Here is a 21,638-nt window from a genome sequence, read left to right on the forward strand (position 1 = left end):
AAAGATCCACAGTCCAGCAATTCCGGGAGCATGTTCGTGGCAGCACTCGCCCGCTGGTGTGTCCAGCGCCGCCTCGTCGCCGTACTGCTGTGGCTCCTCGCCTTCGGCGGGGTGACCGCCGGCGCGGCGATCGCCGGTTCGGCGTACAGCAACGACTACGCGGTCCCCGGCACCGAATCGGGCCGCGCCACCGAACTGCTCCAGGAGGGCTTCCCCGGCCTGGGCGGCGACAGTGACACCGTCGTCTGGCACACCACGTCCGGCACCGTGCAGGACGCCGACGTCGAGCAGACCATGACCGGCACCTTGGACCGGATCGCCGAGCTGCCCGAGGTCGCGTCCGTGAGCGGGCCCTACGACGGCGCCGGCGCGGGCCGGGTCAGCGAGGACGGGCACACGGCGTACGCCACCGTGACCTTCGCGGACTCCGCCGAGAACATCTCGCCCGCCGAGGCGCGCTCCGTCGTCGACATCGCCAAGGAGGCCGAGACCGACGGGCTCCAGGTCGAGCTGGGCGGCACGGCCATCTCCGCCACCGAGTCCTCCGGCGGGCATCTCGCCGAGGTCGTCGGCGTGGTCGTCGCCGCGATCGTGCTCTTCCTCGCCTTCGGCTCACCCGCCGCCTCACTGCTGCCCATCGCCACCGCCCTGGTCGGCGTCGGCACCGCCTACGCGGGGATCGCGCTGCTCGGGCACGCCATGACCGTCGCCGACTTCGCGCCCATGCTCGGCATGCTGATCGGCCTCGGCGTCGGCATCGACTACGCGCTGTTCATCGTGACCCGGCACCGGCGCGGGCTGAAACGGGGGCTCAGCGTCACCGAGGCCGTCACCAACGCCGTCGCCACCACCGGGCGTGCGGTGGTGTTCGCGGGTGCGACGGTGTGCATCGCGCTGCTCGGCATGCTGATCCTCCGGCTGAGCTTCCTCAACGGCGTCGCCGTGGCCGCCTCGCTGACCGTGATACTCACCGTCGCCGCCTCCGTCACCCTGCTGCCCGCCCTGCTGTCCTTCATCGGCATGCGCGCCCTGAGCCGCCGCGAGCGGCGCCGGCTCGCCGAGCACGGACCCGAGCCGGAGGTGCCGACCGGGCTCGCCGCCCGCTGGTCGGCGTTCGTCGAGCGCCACCCCAAGCTGCTCGGCTCCCTCGCCCTCGGCGTCGTCACCCTTCTCGCCCTGCCGACCTTCTCCCTGCACCTGGGCACCTCCGACCAGGGCAACGACCCGAAATCCAGCACCACCCGGCAGGCCTACGACCTGCTCGCCGACGGTTTCGGGCCCGGCGTCAACGGCCCGCTGACCCTGGTGACGCCGGTGGACGGGGCCGAGGACCGACTCGCCCTGGACAGCCTCGACACGTCCCTGCGCGGCGCCGAGGGCGTCGCCTCCGTCACCCCGGTGACGTACAACTCCGGCGGCACCACCGCCTACCTCACCGTCGTCCCCGACTCCTCCCCGCAGTCGCGGGCCACCAGCGACCTCGTCGACCGGCTGCGCACCGACATACTGCCCCGCGCCGAGGCCGGGACCTCGCTCGACGTGCACGTCGGCGGTGTCACGGCCGCCTACGACGACTTCGCCGACGTGATCGTCGGCAAGCTGCCGGTCTTCGTCGGGGTCGTGATCGGACTCGGCTGCCTGCTGCTCCTGCTCGCCTTCCGGTCCGTCGGCATACCGCTGAAGGCCGCCGCCATGAACGTCGCCGCGGTCGCCGCCGCCTTCGGCGTCGTCGTCGCGATCTTCCAGTGGGGCTGGGGCAGCGACATGCTCGGTCTGGGGCGCGCCGGACCCATCGAGCCGTTCCTCCCCGTGATCATGGTCTCGGTCCTCTTCGGGCTCTCCATGGACTACCAGGTCTTCCTGGTCAGCCGCATGTACGAGGAGTGGCTGGAGACGGGCGACAACCGGCGCGCGGTCCGCGTCGGCCTCGCCGAGACCAGCCGCGTGATCAACTCCGCCGCGGTCATCATGATCTCCGTCTTCCTCGCCTTCGTGCTCAGCGGCGACCGCGTCATCGCCATGTTCGGCATCGCCCTCGCCTCCGCCGTCGCCCTGGACGCGTTCGTCCTGCGCACCCTGCTCGTCCCCGCCCTGATGCACCTCCTCGGCGGCGCCAACTGGTGGCTGCCGCGCCGGCTGGACCGCATCCTGCCCCGGATCAGCATCGAACCGCCCGAGTGCCGTGCCGCCGCGCATGAGAGGCTCACGGACGTCGTGGAGGTGCTGGAGAAGGAGAGTCAGCAGGATGTACGCGATATCCCTGGGTGACGACGGGGCCGAACTGAGGCCGCTGGAGCCCTGGCACGCCGAGGAGTTCCTCGACAACCTGGAGCGGGGCCGGCAGTTCATCAACCAGTACATCCCCTTCGGCTCCCGCGTCACCGACCTGGACACCGCGCGGGAGACCCTCCAGCGGTACGCCGGGATGCGCGCCGCCGACACGGCCTCGTACCACGGCATCTGGCTGGACGGAAAACTCGTGGGAGGCGTGCTCACCCTCGCCTTCGACGCGGAGCAGGGCACCTGCGAGGTCGGTTGCTGGCTGGAACCCGGCGCCACCGGGCGCGGACTGATCACCCGGGCTATGCGCGTGCTCATCGACTGGGCCGTCGAGGAACGCGGCATCCACCGCGTCGAGTGGGTCGCCGCCTCCGGCAACACGCCCAGCATCGACGTGGCCCGGCGGCTCGGCATGACCCGCGACGGCGTCCGGCGCGCCGCCCACCTCCACCACGGCGTACGGCACGACCTGGAGGTGTGGTCCGTTCTCGCCCCCGAGTGGCGCGCGGCACAGGCGCGTACCGCCCACAACGAACGTTAAGGGACCTCTCAGACTCGCTCCGTACGGTGCGGGCCATGGGAACGAAGACTGTGGACGAGACCGCCGGGACGCCGGCCGACGAGACCCCCGCCGAGGAGACCCGCGCCGCCGGGACCGGGACGGGCGAGAAGACCACCGCGGGCGTCCCGGGCGGCGGGGCGCCGGGCGACGGGACGGCCCGGACCACGCAGGCGGCGGACCGGCCGGAGGCGGCCGAGGAGGACACCGAGCGGATCGAGCACGAGGACGGCCCCGAGGACGCCGCCGCCGACCAGGGGCCCTCCGGGGTCGGCCAGGGCGCCGGCGCCGTGGTCTCCGCGGGGCTCGGCGTCGTCTCGCTCACCGGCGGCTGGATCGGCACCGTCGCCTCGGCCCGCGAGTCGCTCGTCGGCCAGTTGCAGACCTCGTCGTCCTCCGACATCGCCAAGATGATCAAGGAGGGCTACGGCGACGCCTGGCACGCCACCGCCCTGTGGGGCGGGCTGTTCGCGCTGCTCGCCCTGATCACCGGCGTCGCCGTGCTCGCCCGGCCCGCGTTCGGCGCACCCGGACGGCCGCAGGCGCCGTGGATCAAGTCGGTTGCCTGGGCGGGCGTGGCGCTCGGCGTCATCGGCCTCCTCCTGGCCGTCCTGAAGTACACCGACATCCTGCTCGGCCTGCCGTCGGCCTGAGCGATCCGCCGGGAGCGCCGCGACGGGCCGCCGGGCGTCCTCGGCACCGTGTGGCCGGTCGCGCGGTTCCCCCCGGCCCCCTTCACGGGTGCTGCCGGTCCGCACCGGACCGCACCCGGCCGGCCCGGCCTCCGGAACACCGCCGAGCCCCCGCCCGGTGTGCCACCGGGGGTCTCAGACAGCCTCAGGAGGGGCCTTAGGCCGTTCCGGGGGGACCGGGACGCGGCTAAGGACCTCCGGGCGGCCGAAGATGCGGAAGTCTCCCGATGTGGCGGACCCCCCTGGGAGACGAAGGTTGAGGCATCGCGACAGAGCGAACCGCAAACCGCACTCTCCGCAGGGGGAAACGCCATGTACGAGTACGAGATCCAGAAGTTCAGGGCCGCCGAGCTGATCCGCCGGGCCGACCAGGAGCGGCTGGCCCGCGAGGCCGTCCGCGTCCGCCGCGCCGCCCGCCGGGAGGCCGCACAGCGCTCGGTGGAGCGCGAGGACCATACGGGCCGCTCCGGGCGGCGCTGGTCCCCGCGTGCCGCGTGACCGGAGCGCCGCCCGTGACGCAGGGGCCGAGGACGACCCCTGCCGCATCGTCCGAGGCGCATGCGATGCTCGGACCCGTGGAGATCAAGTCCGTCAGTCCCGTGTTCGTCGGTCGCGCATCCGAGTTGGCCGCCCTCGACGAGGCACTCTCCCGCGCCGCCGGTGAGGGCGCCTCCTCCGCGTCCCGCACGCGGGGGGAACCACAGGCGCTCCTCATCGGCGGCGAGGCCGGTGTCGGCAAGACCCGCCTGGTGGAGGAGTTCGCCGCCGCCGCCCGCCGCAAGGGCGCGGTCGTCGCGCTCGGCGGCTGCGTCGAGATCGGCGCCGACGGTCTGCCGTTCGCGCCGTTCTCCACCGCGCTGCGCACCCTGCACCGCGAACTGCCCGCCGAACTGGCCGCGGCGGCCGCCGGGCAGGAGGGCGAGCTGGCCCGCCTGCTCCCCGAGTGGGGCGAGACCGGCCCGGGAGGCCACGACGAGGAGGGCACCGCCCGCCTCTTCGAGCTCACCGCCCGCCTGCTGGAGCGCATCGCCGCCGAACGGACGGTGGTGCTCGTCCTGGAGGACCTGCACTGGGCCGACGCCTCCACCCGCCACCTGCTGTCCTACCTCTTCCGCACCCTGCGCGCCGGCCGCCTCGTCGTCCTGGCCACCTACCGCTCCGACGACATCCACCGCCGGCACCCGCTGCGCCCCCTGCTCGCCGAACTCGACCGGCTGCGTACCGTGCGCCGCCTCGAACTCGCCCGCTTCAGCCGCGACGAGGTCGGCCGCCAGATCGCCGGGATCCTCGCCGCCGAACCCGACCCCGCGCATGTCGACGAGATCTTCCAGCGCTCCGACGGCAACGCCTTCTTCGTCGAGGAACTCGCCGTCGCCACCGCCGAGGGCTGCTGCCCCGGCCTCAGCGAATCCCTGCGCGACGTCCTGCTGGTCCGCGTCGAGGCGCTGCCCGAGACCGCTCAGAACGTCGCCCGGATCGTCGCCGAGGGCGGCTCCACGGTCGAGTACCGGCTGCTGGCCGCCGTCGCCCGGCTCGCCGAGGACGACCTCATCGAGGCGCTCCGCGCCGCCGTGAACGCCCACCTCCTCACTGCCGCGGCCACCGGGGACGGTTACCGCTTCCGCCACTCCCTGGTCCGCGAGGCCGTCGGCGACGACCTGCTGCCGGGCGAGCGCTCCCGCCTCAACCGCCGCTACGCCGAGGCGCTGGAGGCCGACCCGACACTCGTCCCCGCCGACCAGCGCGCCACGCGCCTGGCCACCTACTGGTACCAGGCGCACGATCCCGCCAAGGCCCTGCCCGCCGTTCTGGACGCCTCCGTCGAAGCCCGCGCCCGGCACGCCTACAGCGAGCAGCTGCGGCTGCTGGAACGGGCGATGGAGCTGTGGGACGCCGCACCGCAGGAGGTGCGCGCCGCCCTGCGCCCCTTCGACTACGCCGAGGCCTACCCGGCGTGCGGCTGCGACCCGGCGACCACACCGCTGCGCTACGTGGACCTGATGGCCGAGGCCGTCTTCGCGGGCCGCTACAGCGGTGACCGGGAAGGGGCTCTGAAGATCACCCGGCGGGCGCTGCGGCTGCTGGAGGAGGAGAACGACCCCCTGCGCGCCGCCTGGTTCTGGGTGCAGCGTGCCCGCCTCGTCCAGGCCATGGCCCGTGGTGACGGCTGGCCCGAACTGGCCAGCGCCCAGGAACTGGTGCGGGGCCTGCCACCGTCGGAGGTGCACGCCGACGTGCTGGCCAGCGTCGCCGCCTGGTCGATGCTCCACCAGCCCGGACCCGAGGCGCTCGCCGCGGCCGAGCAGGCCGTGCGGTACGCCGCCATGGTGGGCGCCCGCGAGGTCGAGCTGAACGCCCGGGTGACCGCCGGCGGCCTGATGACGGCCGCCGGGGACGTCGAGGCGGGTATCGCCGAGATGACGGAGGCCAAGGACCGGGCGCTGGCGGAGGGCGTCCACCGGGTCGCGGGCCGGGCCTACATCAACCTGCCGTCCGCGCTGGAGGGAGCCGGCCGCTCCCGCGAGGCCCTGGAACTCCTCGCCGAGGGCACCGGACACACCCACCGCTTCGGCCTGCTGGACGCGGAGTCATGGGTGTGGGCGAACTACTCGGACTCGCTGTTCTCCCTGGGCCGCTGGGACGAGGCCGCCGACGCCGGGGCCAAGGCCCTGCAGCGGGCGCAGAGCGCCAAGCCCCGCGGCACCGCGGCGCTCTGCCTCGCCCAACTCGCCTGCGCCCGCGGCGACGTGGAGGAGGCCGTGCGGCAACTGGCCGCCGCCCGGCAGCACTTCGGCGCGCACGACCTGATGCCCCAGCAGTGGCTGCCCCTGGCCCACCTCGCCGTCGCCACCGCCGCCGCGCAGGACCGCCTCCCCGACGTCCGCGCGGAGGTCGCCGCCGCGCTGGACGCGGGCGTCCTTCCCGGCACCCACCGCTACGGCTGGCCGATGCTGCTGGCCGCCGCGCGAGCCGAGGCCGACGCGCGGGTCCTGCCCGCCGCACGGCCGGGGCGGGAGCAGGCCCTGGCCCGGATCGCCGACGCGGCCGGCAGGCTCACCCTGGACGCCCCCCTGTGGCACGCCCACGAAGCCTGGATCCGTGCCGAACTGCTGCGCGCCGAGGGCCGCGACACGGTCGCCGCCTGGTCGGACGTGGTCACCGCGTTCGAACCGCTGGAGCGCCCCTACCCCCTCGCCCGCGTCCGCCACCGCCTCGCCGAGGCGCTCCTGGCCCACGGCGGCGACGACGAGCGTGCCCGGGCCACCGATCTGCTCCGCCTCGCCCACACGGTCGCCGAGCACCTGGGCGCCCGTCCGCTCGCCGGCGCGGCCGGAGCCCTCGCCCAGCGGGCACGCCTGCCGCTGGCCCCGGCACCCGCCCGTCCGGCCGACCCGGTCGAGTCCCTCGGCCTCACCAGCCGTGAGCACGACGTCCTGCGCCTGGTCGCCGTCGGCCGCACCAACCGACAGATCGCCGAGGAACTGTTCATCTCGCCGAAGACCGCCAGCGTCCACGTCTCCAACATCCTCGCCAAGCTCGGCGTCGCCGGCCGCGGCGAGGCGGCGGCCGTGGCGAGGCGGCACGGACTGTTCCCGGCGCCCGCGCAGGCGCCGAGCGCGTGATAATGGCGGGGAGCCCACCCTCCGGGAGAGGAGATGCCGGGGATCGCGCACAACCGGTCCCGGAATCCGACGCCGGGGACGTCGGCGGCGCGCCCGCCGCGCCTCGCCGTCCCCGTCCCGGACCCGGCCCCGGAGCCGTCGCACGTGCCGACCGACAGCAGCGGGCTGCCGCGCGGCCCGGAAGGGGACAGCCGTGTTCAACGCCTTCGAGGAACTCTTCGCACCCGGCCGCAAACACACGCGTGACGAGCAGAACCGCCTGGAGCTGACCCGGGAGGACGTGGGCGACGCGGACCCCGGGCGCGGGCCCATAGACCTGGCGTCCGGAAAGGTCGTCGTACGGCGTCCCCCGGCCGACGACCAGGACGGCGCGGCCACGGACGACGGAACCGCCGGGCCCGGGTGAGCGCCCCGGTCAGCTCACCCGGACCTCCAGGATCCGGTCGTCGCCGCTCGCCGGGTCGCCCCGGCCGTCGGTGTTGCTGGTCGTCAGCCACAGCTTGTCCCCGCCCGCCGGGACGACCGTGCGAAGACGCCCGTACCGGCCGGTGAGGAATGCCTGCGGATCCGCCGACACCTCCGTGCCCTTCAGCGGGACGCGCCACAGCCGCCGGCCCCGCAGCGACGCCATCCAGATCGAGCCCTCGGCGTAGGCGATGCCGCTGGGAGAGGCCTCGTCGGGGTGCCACTGGGCGATCGGATCGTGCAGACCGGGCGTGCCGGACCTGCCCTCCGCACGCGGCCAGCCGTAGTCGTCGCCGGGCTTGATCGCGTTCAGCTCGTCCCAGGTGTCCTGGCCGAACTCCGAGGCGAACAGGCGCTGCCGGGTGTCCCAGGCCAGGCCCTGCACATTGCGGTGGCCCAGCGAGTAGACGGGGGAGTCGGGGAAGGGGTTGCCGGGGGCCGGCTCACCCTCGGGGGTCAGGCGGAGGATCTTGCCGCCCAGCGAGCTCCTGTCCTGGGCGAGACCGCGCCGGCCGCTCTCTCCGGTGCCCGCGTACAGCATCCCGTCGGGGCCGAAGGCGATCCGGCCGCCGTTGTGGACGACGCCCTTGGGGATCCCCTTGAAGACGGTGTCCGGTGCGCCGAGCTGCTCACCGGCGGGCTTCTTCTCCTCGTAGAGCACGCGGACGATGCGGTTGTCCGACGCCGAGGTGAAGTACGCGTAGATCATGTGGTCGAAGGCGTAGTCCGGGGAGAGGGCGATGCCGAGGAGGCCCCCCTCACCGGCCGCGTCCACGCCGGCCACCTCGCCCAGCTCGGTCTTCCGCCCGCTCCCGGCGTCGACGCGGGTGATCGTGCCCGCGTCCCGCGAGGACACCAGCAGGTCGCCGTCCGGGAGCGGCGCCAGGCCCCACGGTGTGTCCAGGCCCGTCGCGACGGTCCGCAACACCTCCACCGAGCCCCGCGCGGGGGGTGTCTCCTCGGCCGCGGCGGACCCCGGGACCGGCGTGCCCGCACGGCTGGGGGAGCTCCGCTCGCCCCCGGCCGGCGGTCCCGTGCCGTCCGCGGAGCAGCCGGCCGTCAGCACCAGCACGACGGCGGCCAGCACGGCCGGTACGGCTCGACGTTGCACGATCACGGTCCCTTCGACGCGGCGGCCTCTCCCCGCACCGCCCCGCTCCCGGCGGACGCCGCGGCGCGATGCACGGCCCACCGCGCGCGGGCGCCGCCGGTGCTCCACGCGGTGCGCGGGGGAGGAGTGCGGGCCCTGCTCAGTCCCACGATCCCCGTGCCGCGGGCAGGGCCGCAACCTCCGCCAGGTCCTCGGCCGTCAGCCGGAGGTCCGCGGCGCCCGCGTTCTCGCTCACCCAGCGCTCCTGCTTGGCGCCCGGCACCGGGACCACGTGGCGGCCCTGGGCCAGGACCCAGGCGAGGGCGACCTGGCCCGGGGTGACCGACTCGCCGTGCCGGGCGGCGATCCGGCGCAGACCGGCGACGATCGGCTGGTTGGCGGCCATCATCTCGGCGGTGAAGCGGGGGTGGCGGGCGCGCATGTCGTCCGGTTCGAAGCCCTCGCCCGGGGTGAGCGTGCCGGTCAGGAAGCCGTTGCCGAGCGGCATCGCCGCCAGGAAGCCGACACCGCGCGCGGTACACCACGGCAGCAGCGTCCGGAGCGCCTCCGGCGACCACACCGACAGTTCCGCCTGCACCGCGCCGACCGGGAAGACCTGCTGAACCCTCCGGAGCTGCCGGATCGTCGTGTCGTAGAGCCCGGCCCCGGTGCGGCGGCCCCCGCGCACCCCGACCGCGCACAGGCCGAGGGCCCGCACCTTGCCCGCCCCGACCAGCTCCGCCATCGCCCCCCACGTCTCCTCGACCGGGACCTCCGGGTCGGCGCGGTGCAGCTGGTAGAGGTCGATGACGTCCGTCTGGAGCCGGCGCAGCGAGGCGTCGCAGGCCCGCTTCACGTACCCGGGTCGGCCGTTGGCGACGATGTGCTGCTCGCCCGCCAGCAGGCCGACCTTGGTCGACACGAAGGCGTCCGCCCGGCGTTCCTTCAACACCCGCCCCAGCAGGAGTTCGTTGGTGAACGGGCCGTACATGTCGGCGGTGTCCAGCAGCGTCGAGCCCAGATCCAGCGCCCGGTCGACCGCCCGCAGGGACTCCTCGCCCCGCTGCCGCGACCCGCTGTAGGCCCAGCTCATCGGCATGCACCCGAGTCCGACGGCCCCCACCGAGAGCGCCGCCGCGCCGATCGTCCTGCGCTCCACCTGCTCGTGACCCTCCCTCTTCTGGCGCCCCCAACCTAACCTCTGCGCCTGCGTGGACCTGACATAGCCTCCTGACATGACTGCTGACGTGTGGCTGCCCCTCCGCGCCGACGAGATCGAGGGGCTCCCCGAGGGCCCGAACTACCGCTTCTGGGACGGCGGGGAGGACTTCCCGGCCGACCCCGCCGACTGCGTGTACTACGTCGTGCCGTACATGAAGCCCAGTGGCGTCGGCGTGCGTCCGCTGCCGGGGATGACGGCCGTCGAGGTGGTGCAGACCCTCTCCGCAGGCATCGACCACGTGGAGCCCGGCCTGAAGCACCTGCGCCCCGGTGTGCGGCTGTGCAACGCGCGCGGCGTGCACGAGGCGAGCACCGCGGAACTGACCCTGGCGCTGGTCCTCGCCTCGCTGCGCGGCATCCCGGACTTCGTCCGCGCGCAGGAGCGCGGCGAGTGGCTGGGCGGCTTCCGGCCCGCGCTGGCCGACAGGAACGTCCTCATCGTGGGCTACGGTGCGATCGGCGCCGCGATCGAGGACCGGCTCGCGCCCTTCGAGCTCGCGTGCGTCGCGCGCGTCGCGCGCTCGGCGCGCACCACGGCGCGCGGTCCCGTGCGCCCGTTCACCGACCTGCCCGCGCTGCTGCCCGAGGCCGACGTCGTCGTCCTGTCCGTGCCGCTGACGGAGACCACCCGCGGCCTGGTCGACGGCACATTCCTGTCCCGCATGAAGGACGGCGCGCTGCTCGTGAACGTCGCCCGCGGCGCCGTGGTCGACACCAAGGCGCTGCTGGCGGAGCTGGAGACGGGCCGGATCACCGCGGCGCTCGACGTCACCGATCCCGAGCCGCTGCCCCGGGACCATCCGCTCTGGCGCGCGCCGGGCGTCCTCGTCAGCCCCCATGTCGGCGGGCCCACCTCCGCCTTCCTGCCGCGTGCCGAACGGCTGATCGTGGACCAGTTGACGCGTTTCGTGAACCGGGAGCCGCTGCGCAACGTGATCCTGACGACGGGCACGTGACCTGTTCGCACACCCTCCGCAGTCCTGCGAACGCGGTCCGTGCCCGCATTCCCGCTGGTCGTCACGGAGCGTAGAGAGGCTATGTCCCTGAGTGACGATCCTGGTGTATCGTCCCGACAGGGGCTGCGCCGCGCACCGTTCGGCGCCGGGGATGGACATTGCAGACTGGTGAGGGGGGCGACGGGCGATGCACGGCCTATGGGCGAACGATCCGACGCGGCGGGACCGCCGTCAGCGACCCTGGCACACGGTCGCACGCAGACGCGGTCACCACGCCGATCACAGCAAACACCCCACTCTTCCGGCCCACCGCGGCCGGCACAGCGGTCGGCGCACGCACCCACGCCTGCCCGCCGCCCGCCGCAGGCACCCGCACCCGGTGCGCCGCACCCCCCGGGGCCAGGGGGCGGAACGGACCGGGAGGGTCCGGTGAAGTCGCCGCCTCCGGTGACCGCCCTCGGCGCGGCACTGCGCGCGCAGCCGTCCGCGCAGGTGCCCCCGCCCCGTGCGCCGGCCCCGGGAGGCGGGGCGAGCCTGGTCCACCAGTTGCTGCTGGCCGCGGTGTGCGCGGGGTACGCCGTCGGCTCCGCCCTCGGCTGGGGATCGACCCGGCTCGCTCTCGTCATGGGTGACTTCGGGCTGGCCGGCGCGGCGGGCACGGCCGCGGTGTCCTGCTTCCTCTACGCGCGCTCCCGGCGCGTCCGCTTTCGACCGGCCTGGTTGCTGTTCGCCCTGTCCTCGGCGATGGCGGCCCTGGGGAACGGCATCTGGGGGTGGTACGAGGTCGTCCTCGGCCTGCCCGTACCCAGCCCCTCCTGCGCCGACCTGTTCTTCCTGTGCTTCGCGCCGCCCGCCATCGTGGGCCTGCTGGTGCTCGCCAAGCGGCCGGTGACCAAGGCCGGCTGGGTCTGCCTGGTACTCGACGCCTGGCTGATCGCGGGCTCCCTGCTCACCCTGTCCTGGAGCCTCGCGCTGGCCCAGGCCGCCACCTTCGACGGCCCGAGCGTCGCGCACGTGGCGCTGTCGCTGGCGTACCCGCTGCTCGACATCGCCCTGGTGAGCATGGTGCTGGTGCTGCATTTCCGGCGCTCGCCGGTGAACCGCACGGCCGTCAACACCGCGGTCGGCGCGCTCGCCCTGACGGTGATGTGCGACGCCATGTTCACCTCGCCGCTGCTGCACAACAGCTACCGCTCCGGCCAGCTCCTCGACGCGGGCTGGTTCGCGGGGTCCCTGCTCCTCGCCTACGCCCCCTGGGCCGCCCGCCACCCTCGGGACGGCGACGGGCACACGCGCGTGGTCCACGAGCACCTGCCCGGCCGGAGCCCCGCCGACCGGCCTCCGGCGCCGGGCGGCGAGCAGGGGCGCCATCCGGGCAGCCGGCCCATCACCGGGTCCCTCGCCGCGCTCACGCCGTACCTCGCTGCCGCGGTCTGCACCCTGGGGATCCTCTACAACGTCCTCAACGGCCGCAGTGTCTCCCGCGTGGTGCTGCTGACCGGCGGAACCGTCGTGCTCGCCCTCGTGGTCCGCCAGGGGATCATGCTGCTCGACAACATCACCCTCACCCAGGAACTCGCCCAGAAGGAGAACCACTTCCGGTCCCTGGTGCAGGGCTCCAGCGACGTCATCATGATCGCCGCGCCCAACGGCATCCTCCGGTACGTCTCCCCGGCCGCCGCCGGGGTCTACGGCCGTCCCGCCGAGGAACTGGTGGGCACCGAACTGGCCCACCTCATCCACCCGGACGACCTGGGTTGCGTGCTGCACGAGGTGCGCCGCTTCCTCGCCACCAGTCCGTCCGAGGAATCCACCACGCGCATCGAGTGCCGCTTCCGCTCGGGCGGTGGGGGTACCTCCCGCTCGACCGAAGCCGAGAGCGGGGGAGGCTGGCTGAACGTCGAGTCCACGATCAACCGCCACCACGGCGGCCTCATCTTCAACAGCCGGGACGTGACCGAACGCGTGCGGCTCCAGGCGCAGTTGCAGCACAACGCCGAGCACGACCCGCTCACCGACCTGCCCAACCGCGCCCTGTTCACCCGGCGCGTGCAGCAGGCCCTGTCCGGGCGCCGGGCCACGGACCGCGGCACCGCCCTGCTCAACACGGCCGTCCTCTTCATCGACCTCGACGGCTTCAAGGCCGTCAACGACACCATCGGGCACCAGGCCGGCGACGAGCTGCTCGTCCAGGCCGCCCGCAGACTCCAGGACGCGGTCCGCCAAGGGGACACCGCGTCCCGGCTGGGCGGCGACGAGTTCGCGGCGCTGATCGCCGGTGACGGCACCCGCGACCGCACCGCCCGCGAACGCCACATCCTGGAGTTGGCCGACCGGCTGAGGGCCACGCTCTCCCAGCCCTACCTCGTCGACGGCAACGACGTCCGGGTCAACGCCTCCATCGGCGTCGCCTTCGCCGAACCGAGCCTCGGTGCGGCGGAGCTGCTGCGCAACGCCGACCTTGCGATGTACCGGGCCAAGGCGGCCGGCAAGGGCCGCGTGGAGCTGTACCAGCCGCAGATGCAGCACGACGTCGTCCGGAAGGCCGAGCTGGCGACCCGGCTGCGGGCCGCGCTGCACGACGGCGAGTTCACCCTGCTGCACCAGCCCGTGGTCCGGCTGGAGGACGGCCGGATCACGGCGGTCGCCGCCCAGGCCCGCTGGCGCTCCTCGCAGGGCGTGCTGTTCACGCCCGCCGAGTTCCTGCGGGTGGCGGAGGACAGCGACAGGACCGCCGAGCTGGGCCGATGGATGCTCCAGGAGGCCGTCGAACAGGCCGCCGAACGCACCGCGGCCGGCGTCGCCCTCCCGGTGGCCGTCCGCGTGTCCGCGCGGCGGTTGCTGGACCGGTCGATGCCGCTCGGCTCGATCGAGGCCCTGCTGACCCGGCACGGCCTGCCGTCCGGTTCGCTGGTGATCGAACTGGCCGACCTCGACCCCCGGGTGCCCATGGACGAGCTGGAGCGCAGGCTGACGACGCTGCGGCGGATCGGCGTCCGCATCGCACTCGACGGCTTCGGCACGGGCTACGCGGCCGTCACGGCGCTGCGGCGGCTCCCCGTGGACCTGCTGAAGCTCGACCGCACCCTCGTCGAGGGGCTCGTGGAGTCGGCGCGCCTGCACAAGATCACCACCGGTCTGCTCAGGATCGCCGGCGATCTCGGGCTCCAGTCCGTGGCCGAGGGCGCGGATCTGCCCGAGCAGGTCGCCGCCCTGCGCGCGATGGGCTGCACGCACGGGCAGGGGATGGCGTTCGCCGGTCCGCTCGACGAGTACCGGCTGCGCAGAGCGCTCGGATCCGGCCATTTACCGGTGCCGCACACTTCGGCCGAACCGGCCTTCGCGGGCGGCGGTACGGGGGTGTACACAGGTGGTGTGTCCGCTGTTCTGGGCCGGGGTGCACTCGGCGGAACAGCACTGCGCTCACATGATGAGACTCCCGTCCCACCCACTTGACACCGGGTGCGTGCCGGGGGGAGGGTCAGTGCCATGCGCACCCGAATTCTCGTACTTGGAAAGCGCGTCGGCTGACGCTGAGCCTCTGATCGCTCAGCGAATCCACCCGGCGCGCTCCCCTCGCTTGCCTTACGGCACGAGGGGTTTTTTGTTGCACCAGCAACAGCCGCACTTCGCCCGAACTTCGCAAAAACCCTCAGCATCGAGAAGAGAATGCCGATGACCGAGCAGGCCACCGGGGCCCATCATCCGCAGCCGCGGCCCCGATCCGGAGGACAGCAGCCGACGCCCGTCGAGCACGTCACGGGTGCGCAGTCCCTCATCCGCTCTCTCGAGGAGGTCGGAGCCGACACGGTGTTCGGCATTCCCGGCGGTGCGATCCTGCCGGCCTACGACCCGCTGATGGACTCCTCCCGGGTGCGCCACGTCCTGGTCCGCCACGAGCAGGGCGCCGGCCACGCGGCCACCGGCTACGCGCAGGCCACCGGCAAGGTCGGGGTGTGCATGGCCACCTCAGGTCCGGGGGCGACCAACCTGGTCACACCGATCGCGGACGCCCACATGGACTCGGTCCCGATGGTCGCGATCACCGGCCAGGTCGCGTCCACGTCGATCGGTACGGACGCCTTCCAGGAGGCGGACATCGTCGGCATCACCATGCCGATCACCAAGCACAACTTCCTGGTCACCAAGGCCGAGGACATCCCGCGGGTGATCGCGCAGGCGTTCCACATCGCCTCCACCGGCCGCCCGGGCCCGGTCCTGGTCGACATCTCCAAGGACGCCCTCCAGGCGAGGACCACGTTCTCCTGGCCGCCCACCATGGACCTGCCCGGCTACCGCCCGGTGACCAAGCCGCACGCCAAGCAGATCCGCGAGGCCGCGAAGCTCATCGCCTCCGCCAAGCGGCCCGTCCTCTACGTCGGCGGCGGCGTGCTGAAGGCCAAGGCCACCGCCGAGCTGAAGGTTCTCGCCGAACTCACCGGCGCGCCCGTCACCACCACCCTGATGGGACTCGGCGCGTTCCCCGACAGCCACCCGCTGCACGTGGGAATGCCGGGCATGCACGGTGCGGTCACCGCCGTCACCGCGCTGCAGAAGGCCGACCTGATCGTCGCCCTCGGCGCCCGCTTCGACGACCGCGTCACCGGCAAGCTGGACAGCTTCGCCCCGTACGCCAAGATCGTCCACGCCGACATCGACCCGGCGGAGATCGGTAAGAACCGCGCTGCCGACGTGCCCATCGTCGGCGACGCCCGCGAGGTCGTCGCGGACCTGATCCAGGCCGTGCAGAAGGAGCACAGCGACGGCCACCGCGGCGACTACAGCGCCTGGTGGAAGGACCTCAGCCGCTGGCGCGAGACCTACCCGCTCGGCTACGACCAGCCGGACGACGGCTCGCTCTCCCCGCAGCAGGTCATCGAGCGCATCGGGCAGCTCGCCCCCGAGGGCACCGTCTTCGCGGCGGGTGTGGGACAGCACCAGATGTGGGCCGCCCACTTCATCCAGTACGACAAGCCGGCCACCTGGCTGAACTCCGGCGGCGCCGGAACCATGGGCTACGCCGTCCCGGCCGCCATGGGAGCCAAGGCCGGTGTGCCGGACCGGGCCGTCTGGGCGATCGACGGCGACGGCTGCTTCCAGATGACCAACCAGGAACTGACCACCTGCGCCCTGAACAACATCCCGATCAAGGTCGCCGTCATCAACAACGGCGCCCTCGGCATGGTCCGGCAGTGGCAGACCCTGTTCTACAACCAGCGCTACTCCAACACCGTCCTGCACTCCGGCCCGGAGCACGACGGCAAGGAACCCGCGCAGGGCACCCGCATCCCCGACTTCGTGAAGCTGTCCGAGGCCATGGGCTGCCACGCCATCCGCTGCGAGGACCCCGCCGACCTCGACAAGGTCATCGAAGAGGCGAACGCGATCAACGACCGACCCGTCGTCGTCGACTTCATCGTCCACCAGGACGCGATGGTCTGGCCGATGGTCGCCGCCGGCACCTCCAACGACGAGATCATGGCCGCCCGGGACGTCCGCCCCGACTTCGGCGACAACGAAGACGACTGAGCGAGAAGAGAGCCTCACGACCATGTCCAAGCACACGCTCTCCGTCCTGGTGGAGAACACGCCCGGCATCCTCGCGCGCATCGCCGCCCTGTTCTCCCGCCGCGGGTTCAACATCGACTCGCTCGCCGTCGGCGTCACCGAGCACCCCGACATCTCCCGCATCACCATCGTGGTGAACGTCGAGGATCTGCCGCTGGAGCAGGTGACCAAGCAGCTCAACAAGCTCGTCAACGTGCTGAAGATCGTCGAGCTGGAGCCGTCGCAGGCCGTTCAGCGCGAACTCGTTCTGGTGAAGGTGCGCGCCGACAACGAGACGCGCTCCCAGATCGTCGAGATCGTCCAGCTGTTCCGCGCCAAGACCGTCGACGTCTCCCCGGAGGCCGTCACGATCGAGGCCACCGGCAGCAACGACAAGCTGTCGGCGATGCTGAAGATGCTGGAGCCGTACGGCATCAAGGAGCTCGTCCAGTCCGGGACGATCGCGATCGGCCGCGGCGCGCGTTCCATCACCGACCGCTCGCTGCGCGCGCTCGACCGCAGCGCCTGACACGGCGCACGGGCGGCCCGCCGCCACCGGGGCCGCCCGCGCCACGCCCGTATACCGAGACCCCGAGACTTCCCTTCCCCCCGCCGTCATACGGTGGGACGCAACATCAGCACCCCGAGGAGAGAACCCAAAGTGGCCGAGCTGTTCTACGACGCCGACGCCGACCTGTCCATCATCCAGGGCCGCAAGGTCGCGGTCATCGGTTACGGCAGCCAGGGCCACGCCCACGCCCTGTCGCTGCGCGACTCCGGCGTCGACGTGCGCGTCGGTCTGCACGAGGGCTCCCAGTCCAAGGCGAAGGCCGAGGAGCAGGGGCTGCGCGTGGTGACCCCGGCGGAGGCCGCCGCCGAGGCCGACGTCATCATGATCCTCGTCCCGGACCCCATCCAGGCCCAGGTCTACGAGGAGTCCATCGCCCCGCACCTGAAGGACGGCGACGCGCTGTTCTTCGGCCACGGCTTCAACATCCGCTTCGGCTTCATCAAGCCCCCGGCCGGCGTGGACGTCTGCATGGTCGCGCCGAAGGGCCCGGGCCACCTGGTGCGCCGCCAGTACGAGGAGGGCCGCGGGGTTCCCTGCATCGCCGCCGTCGAGCAGGACGCGAGCGGCAACGCCTTCGCACTGGCCCTGTCGTACGCCAAGGGCATCGGCGGCACCCGCGCCGGCGTCATCAAGACCACCTTCACCGAGGAGACCGAGACCGACCTGTTCGGTGAGCAGGCCGTGCTGTGCGGTGGTACGGCCGCGCTGGTGAAGGCGGGCTTCGAGACCCTGGTCGAGGCCGGCTACCAGCCGGAGATCGCCTACTTCGAGTGCCTGCACGAGCTCAAGCTGATCGTCGACCTCATGTACGAGGGCGGCCTGGAGAAGATGCGCTGGTCGGTCTCCGAGACCGCCGAGTGGGGCGACTACGTCACCGGCCCGCGGATCATCACCGACGCCACCAAGGCCGAGATGAAGCAGGTCCTCACGGAGATCCAGGACGGCACCTTCGCCCGCAACTGGATGGACGAGTACCACGGCGGTCTGAAGAAGTACAACGAGTACAAGCAGCAGGACTCCGAGCACCTGCTGGAGACCACCGGCAAGCAGCTCCGCAAGCTGATGAGCTGGGTGAACGAGGAGGCGTAAGCCTCACGGCGGGGGCCGGGGCGGTTGCCCCGGCCCCTGTTGTCCACCCTGTCCAGCCACGGACGGGTGATCCTTCCGCCAAGGCGCAGGACGGCCGTCGCCGCGCCACTACACTTCTCCACAACACGCGTCAGGCCCACAGCGTCGTGCGTCTTCCACGCGGCAAGCCCCCTCCACCGCCTGCGGCCGTCGGGACGGCCGTCCGCATCGCACATGTGAGGACTCACGTGAGCTCGAAACCCGTCGTACTCATCGCTGAAGAGCTGTCGCCCGCCACCGTCGACGCGCTCGGCCCGGACTTCGAGATCCGGAACTGCAACGGGGCGGACCGCTCCGAACTGCTGCCGGCCATCGCCGACGTGGACGCGATCCTGATCCGCTCGGCCACCAAGGTCGACGCGGAGGCCATCGCCGCCGCGAAGCGGCTCAAGGTCGTCGCGCGAGCCGGCGTCGGCCTGGACAACGTCGACGTCTCCGCCGCCACCAAGGCCGGCGTGATGGTCGTCAACGCCCCCACCTCCAACATCGTGACCGCCGCCGAGCTGGCCTGCGGTCTGATCCTCGCCACCGCCCGCAACATCCCGCAGGCCAACGCCGCGCTGAAGAACGGCGAGTGGAAGCGCAGCAAGTACACCGGTGTCGAGCTCGCCGAGAAGACCCTCGGTGTCGTCGGCCTGGGCCGCATCGGCGCCCTCGTCGCCCAGCGCATGTCCGCCTTCGGCATGAAGGTCGTCGCCTACGACCCCTACGTGCAGCCCGCGCGCGCCGCTCAGATGGGCGTGAAGGTGCTGTCGCTGGACGAGCTGCTCGAGGTCTCCGACTTCATCACCGTCCACCTGCCCAAGACCCCCGAGACGATCGGCCTGATCGGCGACGAGGCGCTGCGCAAGGTCAAGCCCGGCGTCCGCGTCGTCAACGCCGCGCGCGGCGGCATCGTCGACGAGGAGGCTCTGTACGCGGCGCTGAAGGAGGGCCGGGTCGCGGGCGCCGGCCTCGACGTGTACGCGAAGGAGCCCTGCACGGACTCCCCCCTGTTCGAGTTCGACCAGGTCGTGGCCACCCCGCACCTGGGCGCGTCCACCGACGAGGCCCAGGAGAAGGCCGGCGTCGCCGTCGCCCGCTCGGTGCGACTGGCCCTCGCCGGCGAGCTGGTCCCCGACGCGGTGAACGTCCAGGGCGGTGTCATCGCCGAGGACGTGAAGCCGGGCCTGCCGCTCGCTGAGCGTCTCGGCCGCATCTTCACCGCGCTCGCCGGGGAGGTCGCCGTCCGCCTCGACGTCGAGGTCTACGGCGAGATCACCCAGCACGACGTGAAGGTGCTGGAGCTCTCCGCGCTCAAGGGCGTCTTCGAGGACGTCGTCGACGAGACGGTCTCCTACGTCAACGCCCCGCTGTTCGCGCAGGAGCGCGGTGTCGAGGTCCGCCTCACCACCAGCTCCGAGTCGGCCGACCACCGCAACGTGGTCACCGTGCGCGGCACGCTCTCCGGCGGCGAGGAGGTCTCGGTCTCCGGCACGCTGGCAGGCCCCAAGCACGTCCAGAAGATCGTCGCCGTCGGCGACTACGACGTCGACCTGGCGCTCGCCGACCACATGGTGGTGCTGAAGTACGAGGATCGTCCGGGTGTCGTGGGCACCGTCGGCCGCATCCTCGGCGAGGCCGGCATCAACATCGCCGGGATGCAGGTCGCCCGTGCGACGGTCGGCGGCGAGGCGCTCGCGGTGCTGACGGTCGACGACACGGTGGGCGCCACCGTGCTGGCCGAACTCGCGAGCGAGATCGGCGCCACGTCCGCCCGCTCGGTGAACCTCGTCTGAGGTCCCGCGCTGTTCGGTGACCGGCGGCCGAGGCCGCCGGTCCCGGGGGACTTCCGCCCCCGCCGCCCGTTCGTCGCGAACGGGTTCGTCCTGCGCACGCCGGGCGGGCCGGTCGGCCCGCCCGGCGTTTCGCGTCGTGCCGCGCCCTCAGACCGCGATCGCGTCGGGTGTCGCCTGCTCGCCTCGCACCGGCATCCCCCGCAGCGTCCGGGCCGCCAGGGCGGCCGCGCCCAGCAGGAGCAGCGCACCCGCGATCGCGGCGGCGTGCATGCCGTTGGTGAACGCCTCCCGTGCCACCGCCGCCAGCCCCGGTTCGCGTTCCGCCGCGGCGAGTGCCCCGCCCAGCGTCTCCCGGGCCGCGGTGGGCGCCGAGGCGGGCATCTCATGGCGGTAGACGGCTGTCCCGATGGAGCCCAGGACCGCCATACCCAGCGCGCCGCCGAACTCCGCGCCGGTCTCCAGCAGCGCCGACGCCGAGCCCGCCCGCTCCGCCGGTGCGATCCCCATCGCCAGGTCGGTGATCTGGGAGATCACGGTGACGATGCCGCAGGCGAGGACCCCGCACGCGGTCAGCACCAGCCACAGCGCGTCGGTTCCGGCGAGCGCCAGCATCCCGTAGCCGGCCGCGGCGACGGCGCAGCCCGCCGCGACGACGCGGGCGCGGTCGGCGCCCCGTTGCACCAGGGCCGTCGCCGCCGGTGCGGCCATGCCGATCGGCATCGAGGGGAGCAGCGCCCACAGCGCCGCCTCCAGCGCGCCCTTGCCGAGCACCGACTGCAGGTACTGCGTGGTGAAGAACGCCGAGCCCATCATCCCGAACGAGGAGACCAGGTCGAGGGCGACCGCGGGGGCGAAGCCGCGGCTGCGGAACAGGTCCGGGGAGATCATGGGGGAGTCGGTCGTGCGCTGGCGGTGGACGAAGAGCGCGGCGAAGAGCAGGCCGACGGCGACCGCGACGACGTACTGCGGGTGCCATCCCCGTGACGGGATCCCCTTGAGGCCGTAGACCACGGGCAGCACCGCGGCCATCGACAGCGGCACGCTCGCCCGGTCGAAGCGGCCGGGCCGCGGGTCCCTCGACTCGGGCAGCAGCAGCGGGCCGAGGACGAGCAGCAGGGCCATGGCCGGCAGGTTGATCAGGAAGACCGAACCCCACCAGAAGTACTGGACCAGGACTCCGCTCAGCACCGAGCCGAGTGCGACGCCGGCCGTCATCACGCCGGACCACAGGCCGATCGCCCTCGCGCGCTGGCCCGGATCGGTGAACATGGTGCGGATCAGCGCCATCGTGGACGGCATCAGCGTCGCCCCGCCGACGCCGAGGACCGCGCGGGCCGCGATCAGAGTCTCGGCGCTGTTCGCGTACGCGGCCACGAGCGAGGCGGTTCCGAAGGCGCCGGCGCCGATCAGCAGCAGGCGGCGGCGCCCGACGCGGTCACCGAGCGAGCCCATCGTCATCAGCAGGCCGGCGAGCACGAACGCGTAGACGTCGAAGATCCACAGCTGCTGTGTGCCGCTCGGCTCCAGGTCGGCGCTGATCGCGGGGATCGCGAAGTACAGCACCGAGACGTCCATCGAGACCAGCAGCAGCGGAAGCATCAGCACGCCCAGGGCGGTCCATTCGCGACGGCCGGCGCGGTCGGCCGGGGGCGGGGAGGTGCGCGGCGAGTTCGTCATGGCAGGCAATGTACGCATGTTTAAAACGCTTGTCTATGACGACTGTATAAA

15 protein-coding genes are annotated in these 21,638 nt (G+C 72.8%); 12 read left to right on the forward strand and 3 right to left on the reverse strand.

Going from position 1 to position 21,638, the window contains the following annotated elements; translation table 11 throughout:
* The first annotated feature begins 36 nt into the window (after positions 1–36).
* The 6 genes from JS756_RS18945 (at position 37) to JS756_RS18970 (ending at position 7,560) form a co-directional block, all read left to right on the forward strand.
* Positions 37–2,268, forward strand: a complete 2,232-nt coding sequence (locus JS756_RS18945; protein WP_205384309.1) for an MMPL family transporter — start codon at positions 37–39, stop codon at positions 2,266–2,268.
* Complete coding sequence (locus JS756_RS18950; protein ID WP_205384310.1) at positions 2,246–2,821, forward strand: GNAT family N-acetyltransferase; 576 nt, start codon at positions 2,246–2,248, stop codon at positions 2,819–2,821. Before JS756_RS18945 ends, JS756_RS18950 begins: the two co-directional genes overlap by 23 nt.
* Positions 2,822–2,856: 35 nt before the next feature.
* Positions 2,857–3,492: a hypothetical protein gene (locus JS756_RS18955; protein WP_205384311.1), complete on the forward strand. Its 636-nt coding sequence runs from the start codon at positions 2,857–2,859 to the stop codon at positions 3,490–3,492.
* 351 nt (positions 3,493–3,843) lie between these two features.
* Positions 3,844–4,029 carry a hypothetical protein gene (locus JS756_RS18960; RefSeq protein WP_205384312.1) on the forward strand — a complete coding sequence of 62 codons (186 nt, stop codon included), beginning with the start codon at positions 3,844–3,846 and terminating at the stop codon, positions 4,027–4,029.
* A gap of 65 nt (positions 4,030–4,094) precedes the next feature.
* Complete coding sequence (locus tag JS756_RS18965; protein ID WP_205384313.1) at positions 4,095–7,154, forward strand: helix-turn-helix transcriptional regulator; 3,060 nt, start codon at positions 4,095–4,097, stop codon at positions 7,152–7,154.
* Between the two features lie 193 nt (positions 7,155–7,347).
* Positions 7,348–7,560 carry a DUF6191 domain-containing protein gene (locus tag JS756_RS18970; protein ID WP_205384314.1) on the forward strand — a complete coding sequence of 71 codons (213 nt, stop codon included), beginning with the start codon at positions 7,348–7,350 and terminating at the stop codon, positions 7,558–7,560.
* Positions 7,561–7,569: 9 nt separating this feature from the next.
* On the opposite strand, the gene JS756_RS18975 is transcribed toward JS756_RS18970, so the two are convergent.
* Complete coding sequence (locus JS756_RS18975) at positions 7,570–8,736, reverse strand: PQQ-dependent sugar dehydrogenase (RefSeq protein ID WP_205384315.1); 1,167 nt, start codon at positions 8,734–8,736, stop codon at positions 7,570–7,572.
* A 133-nt stretch (positions 8,737–8,869) separates the two neighbouring features.
* The gene (locus JS756_RS18980) at positions 8,870–9,868 is read right to left on the reverse strand and encodes an aldo/keto reductase (protein ID WP_205384316.1); all 999 of its coding nucleotides are present in this window, start codon (positions 9,866–9,868) and stop codon (positions 8,870–8,872) included.
* Between the two features lie 76 nt (positions 9,869–9,944).
* Here JS756_RS18980 and JS756_RS18985 point away from each other — a divergent pair, with 76 nt between their 5' ends.
* The 6 genes from JS756_RS18985 (at position 9,945) to serA (ending at position 19,910) form a co-directional block, all read left to right on the forward strand.
* Positions 9,945–10,886 (forward strand): 2-hydroxyacid dehydrogenase, encoded by a 942-nt coding sequence (locus JS756_RS18985; protein WP_205384317.1) that lies wholly within the window; start codon positions 9,945–9,947, stop codon positions 10,884–10,886.
* Positions 10,887–11,315: 429 nt separating this feature from the next.
* Positions 11,316–14,342, forward strand: coding sequence for a putative bifunctional diguanylate cyclase/phosphodiesterase (locus JS756_RS18990; RefSeq protein ID WP_205384318.1), 3,027 nt, complete (start codon positions 11,316–11,318; stop codon positions 14,340–14,342).
* 213 nt (positions 14,343–14,555) lie between these two features.
* Positions 14,556–16,415: an acetolactate synthase large subunit gene (locus JS756_RS18995; RefSeq protein WP_205384319.1), complete on the forward strand. Its 1,860-nt coding sequence runs from the start codon at positions 14,556–14,558 to the stop codon at positions 16,413–16,415.
* A 22-nt stretch (positions 16,416–16,437) separates the two neighbouring features.
* Positions 16,438–16,962 (forward strand): acetolactate synthase small subunit, encoded by a 525-nt coding sequence (ilvN, locus tag JS756_RS19000; RefSeq protein ID WP_205384320.1) that lies wholly within the window; start codon positions 16,438–16,440, stop codon positions 16,960–16,962.
* Between the two features lie 132 nt (positions 16,963–17,094).
* On the forward strand, positions 17,095–18,093 hold the full coding sequence (ilvC, locus tag JS756_RS19005) for a ketol-acid reductoisomerase (protein WP_205384321.1): 999 nt from the start codon (positions 17,095–17,097) through the stop codon (positions 18,091–18,093).
* A gap of 227 nt (positions 18,094–18,320) precedes the next feature.
* Positions 18,321–19,910: a phosphoglycerate dehydrogenase gene (gene serA, locus JS756_RS19010; protein ID WP_205384322.1), complete on the forward strand. Its 1,590-nt coding sequence runs from the start codon at positions 18,321–18,323 to the stop codon at positions 19,908–19,910.
* A 147-nt stretch (positions 19,911–20,057) separates the two neighbouring features.
* Here the strand turns inward: serA and JS756_RS19015 are convergent, their stop codons facing one another.
* Complete coding sequence (locus JS756_RS19015) at positions 20,058–21,587, reverse strand: MFS transporter (RefSeq protein ID WP_205384323.1); 1,530 nt, start codon at positions 21,585–21,587, stop codon at positions 20,058–20,060.
* Positions 21,588–21,638: the final 51 nt, after the last annotated feature.

Origin of the sequence: Streptomyces actuosus (assembly GCF_016921115.1) — a bacterium.
Lineage (GTDB): Bacteria > Actinomycetota > Actinomycetes > Streptomycetales > Streptomycetaceae > Streptomyces > Streptomyces actuosus_A.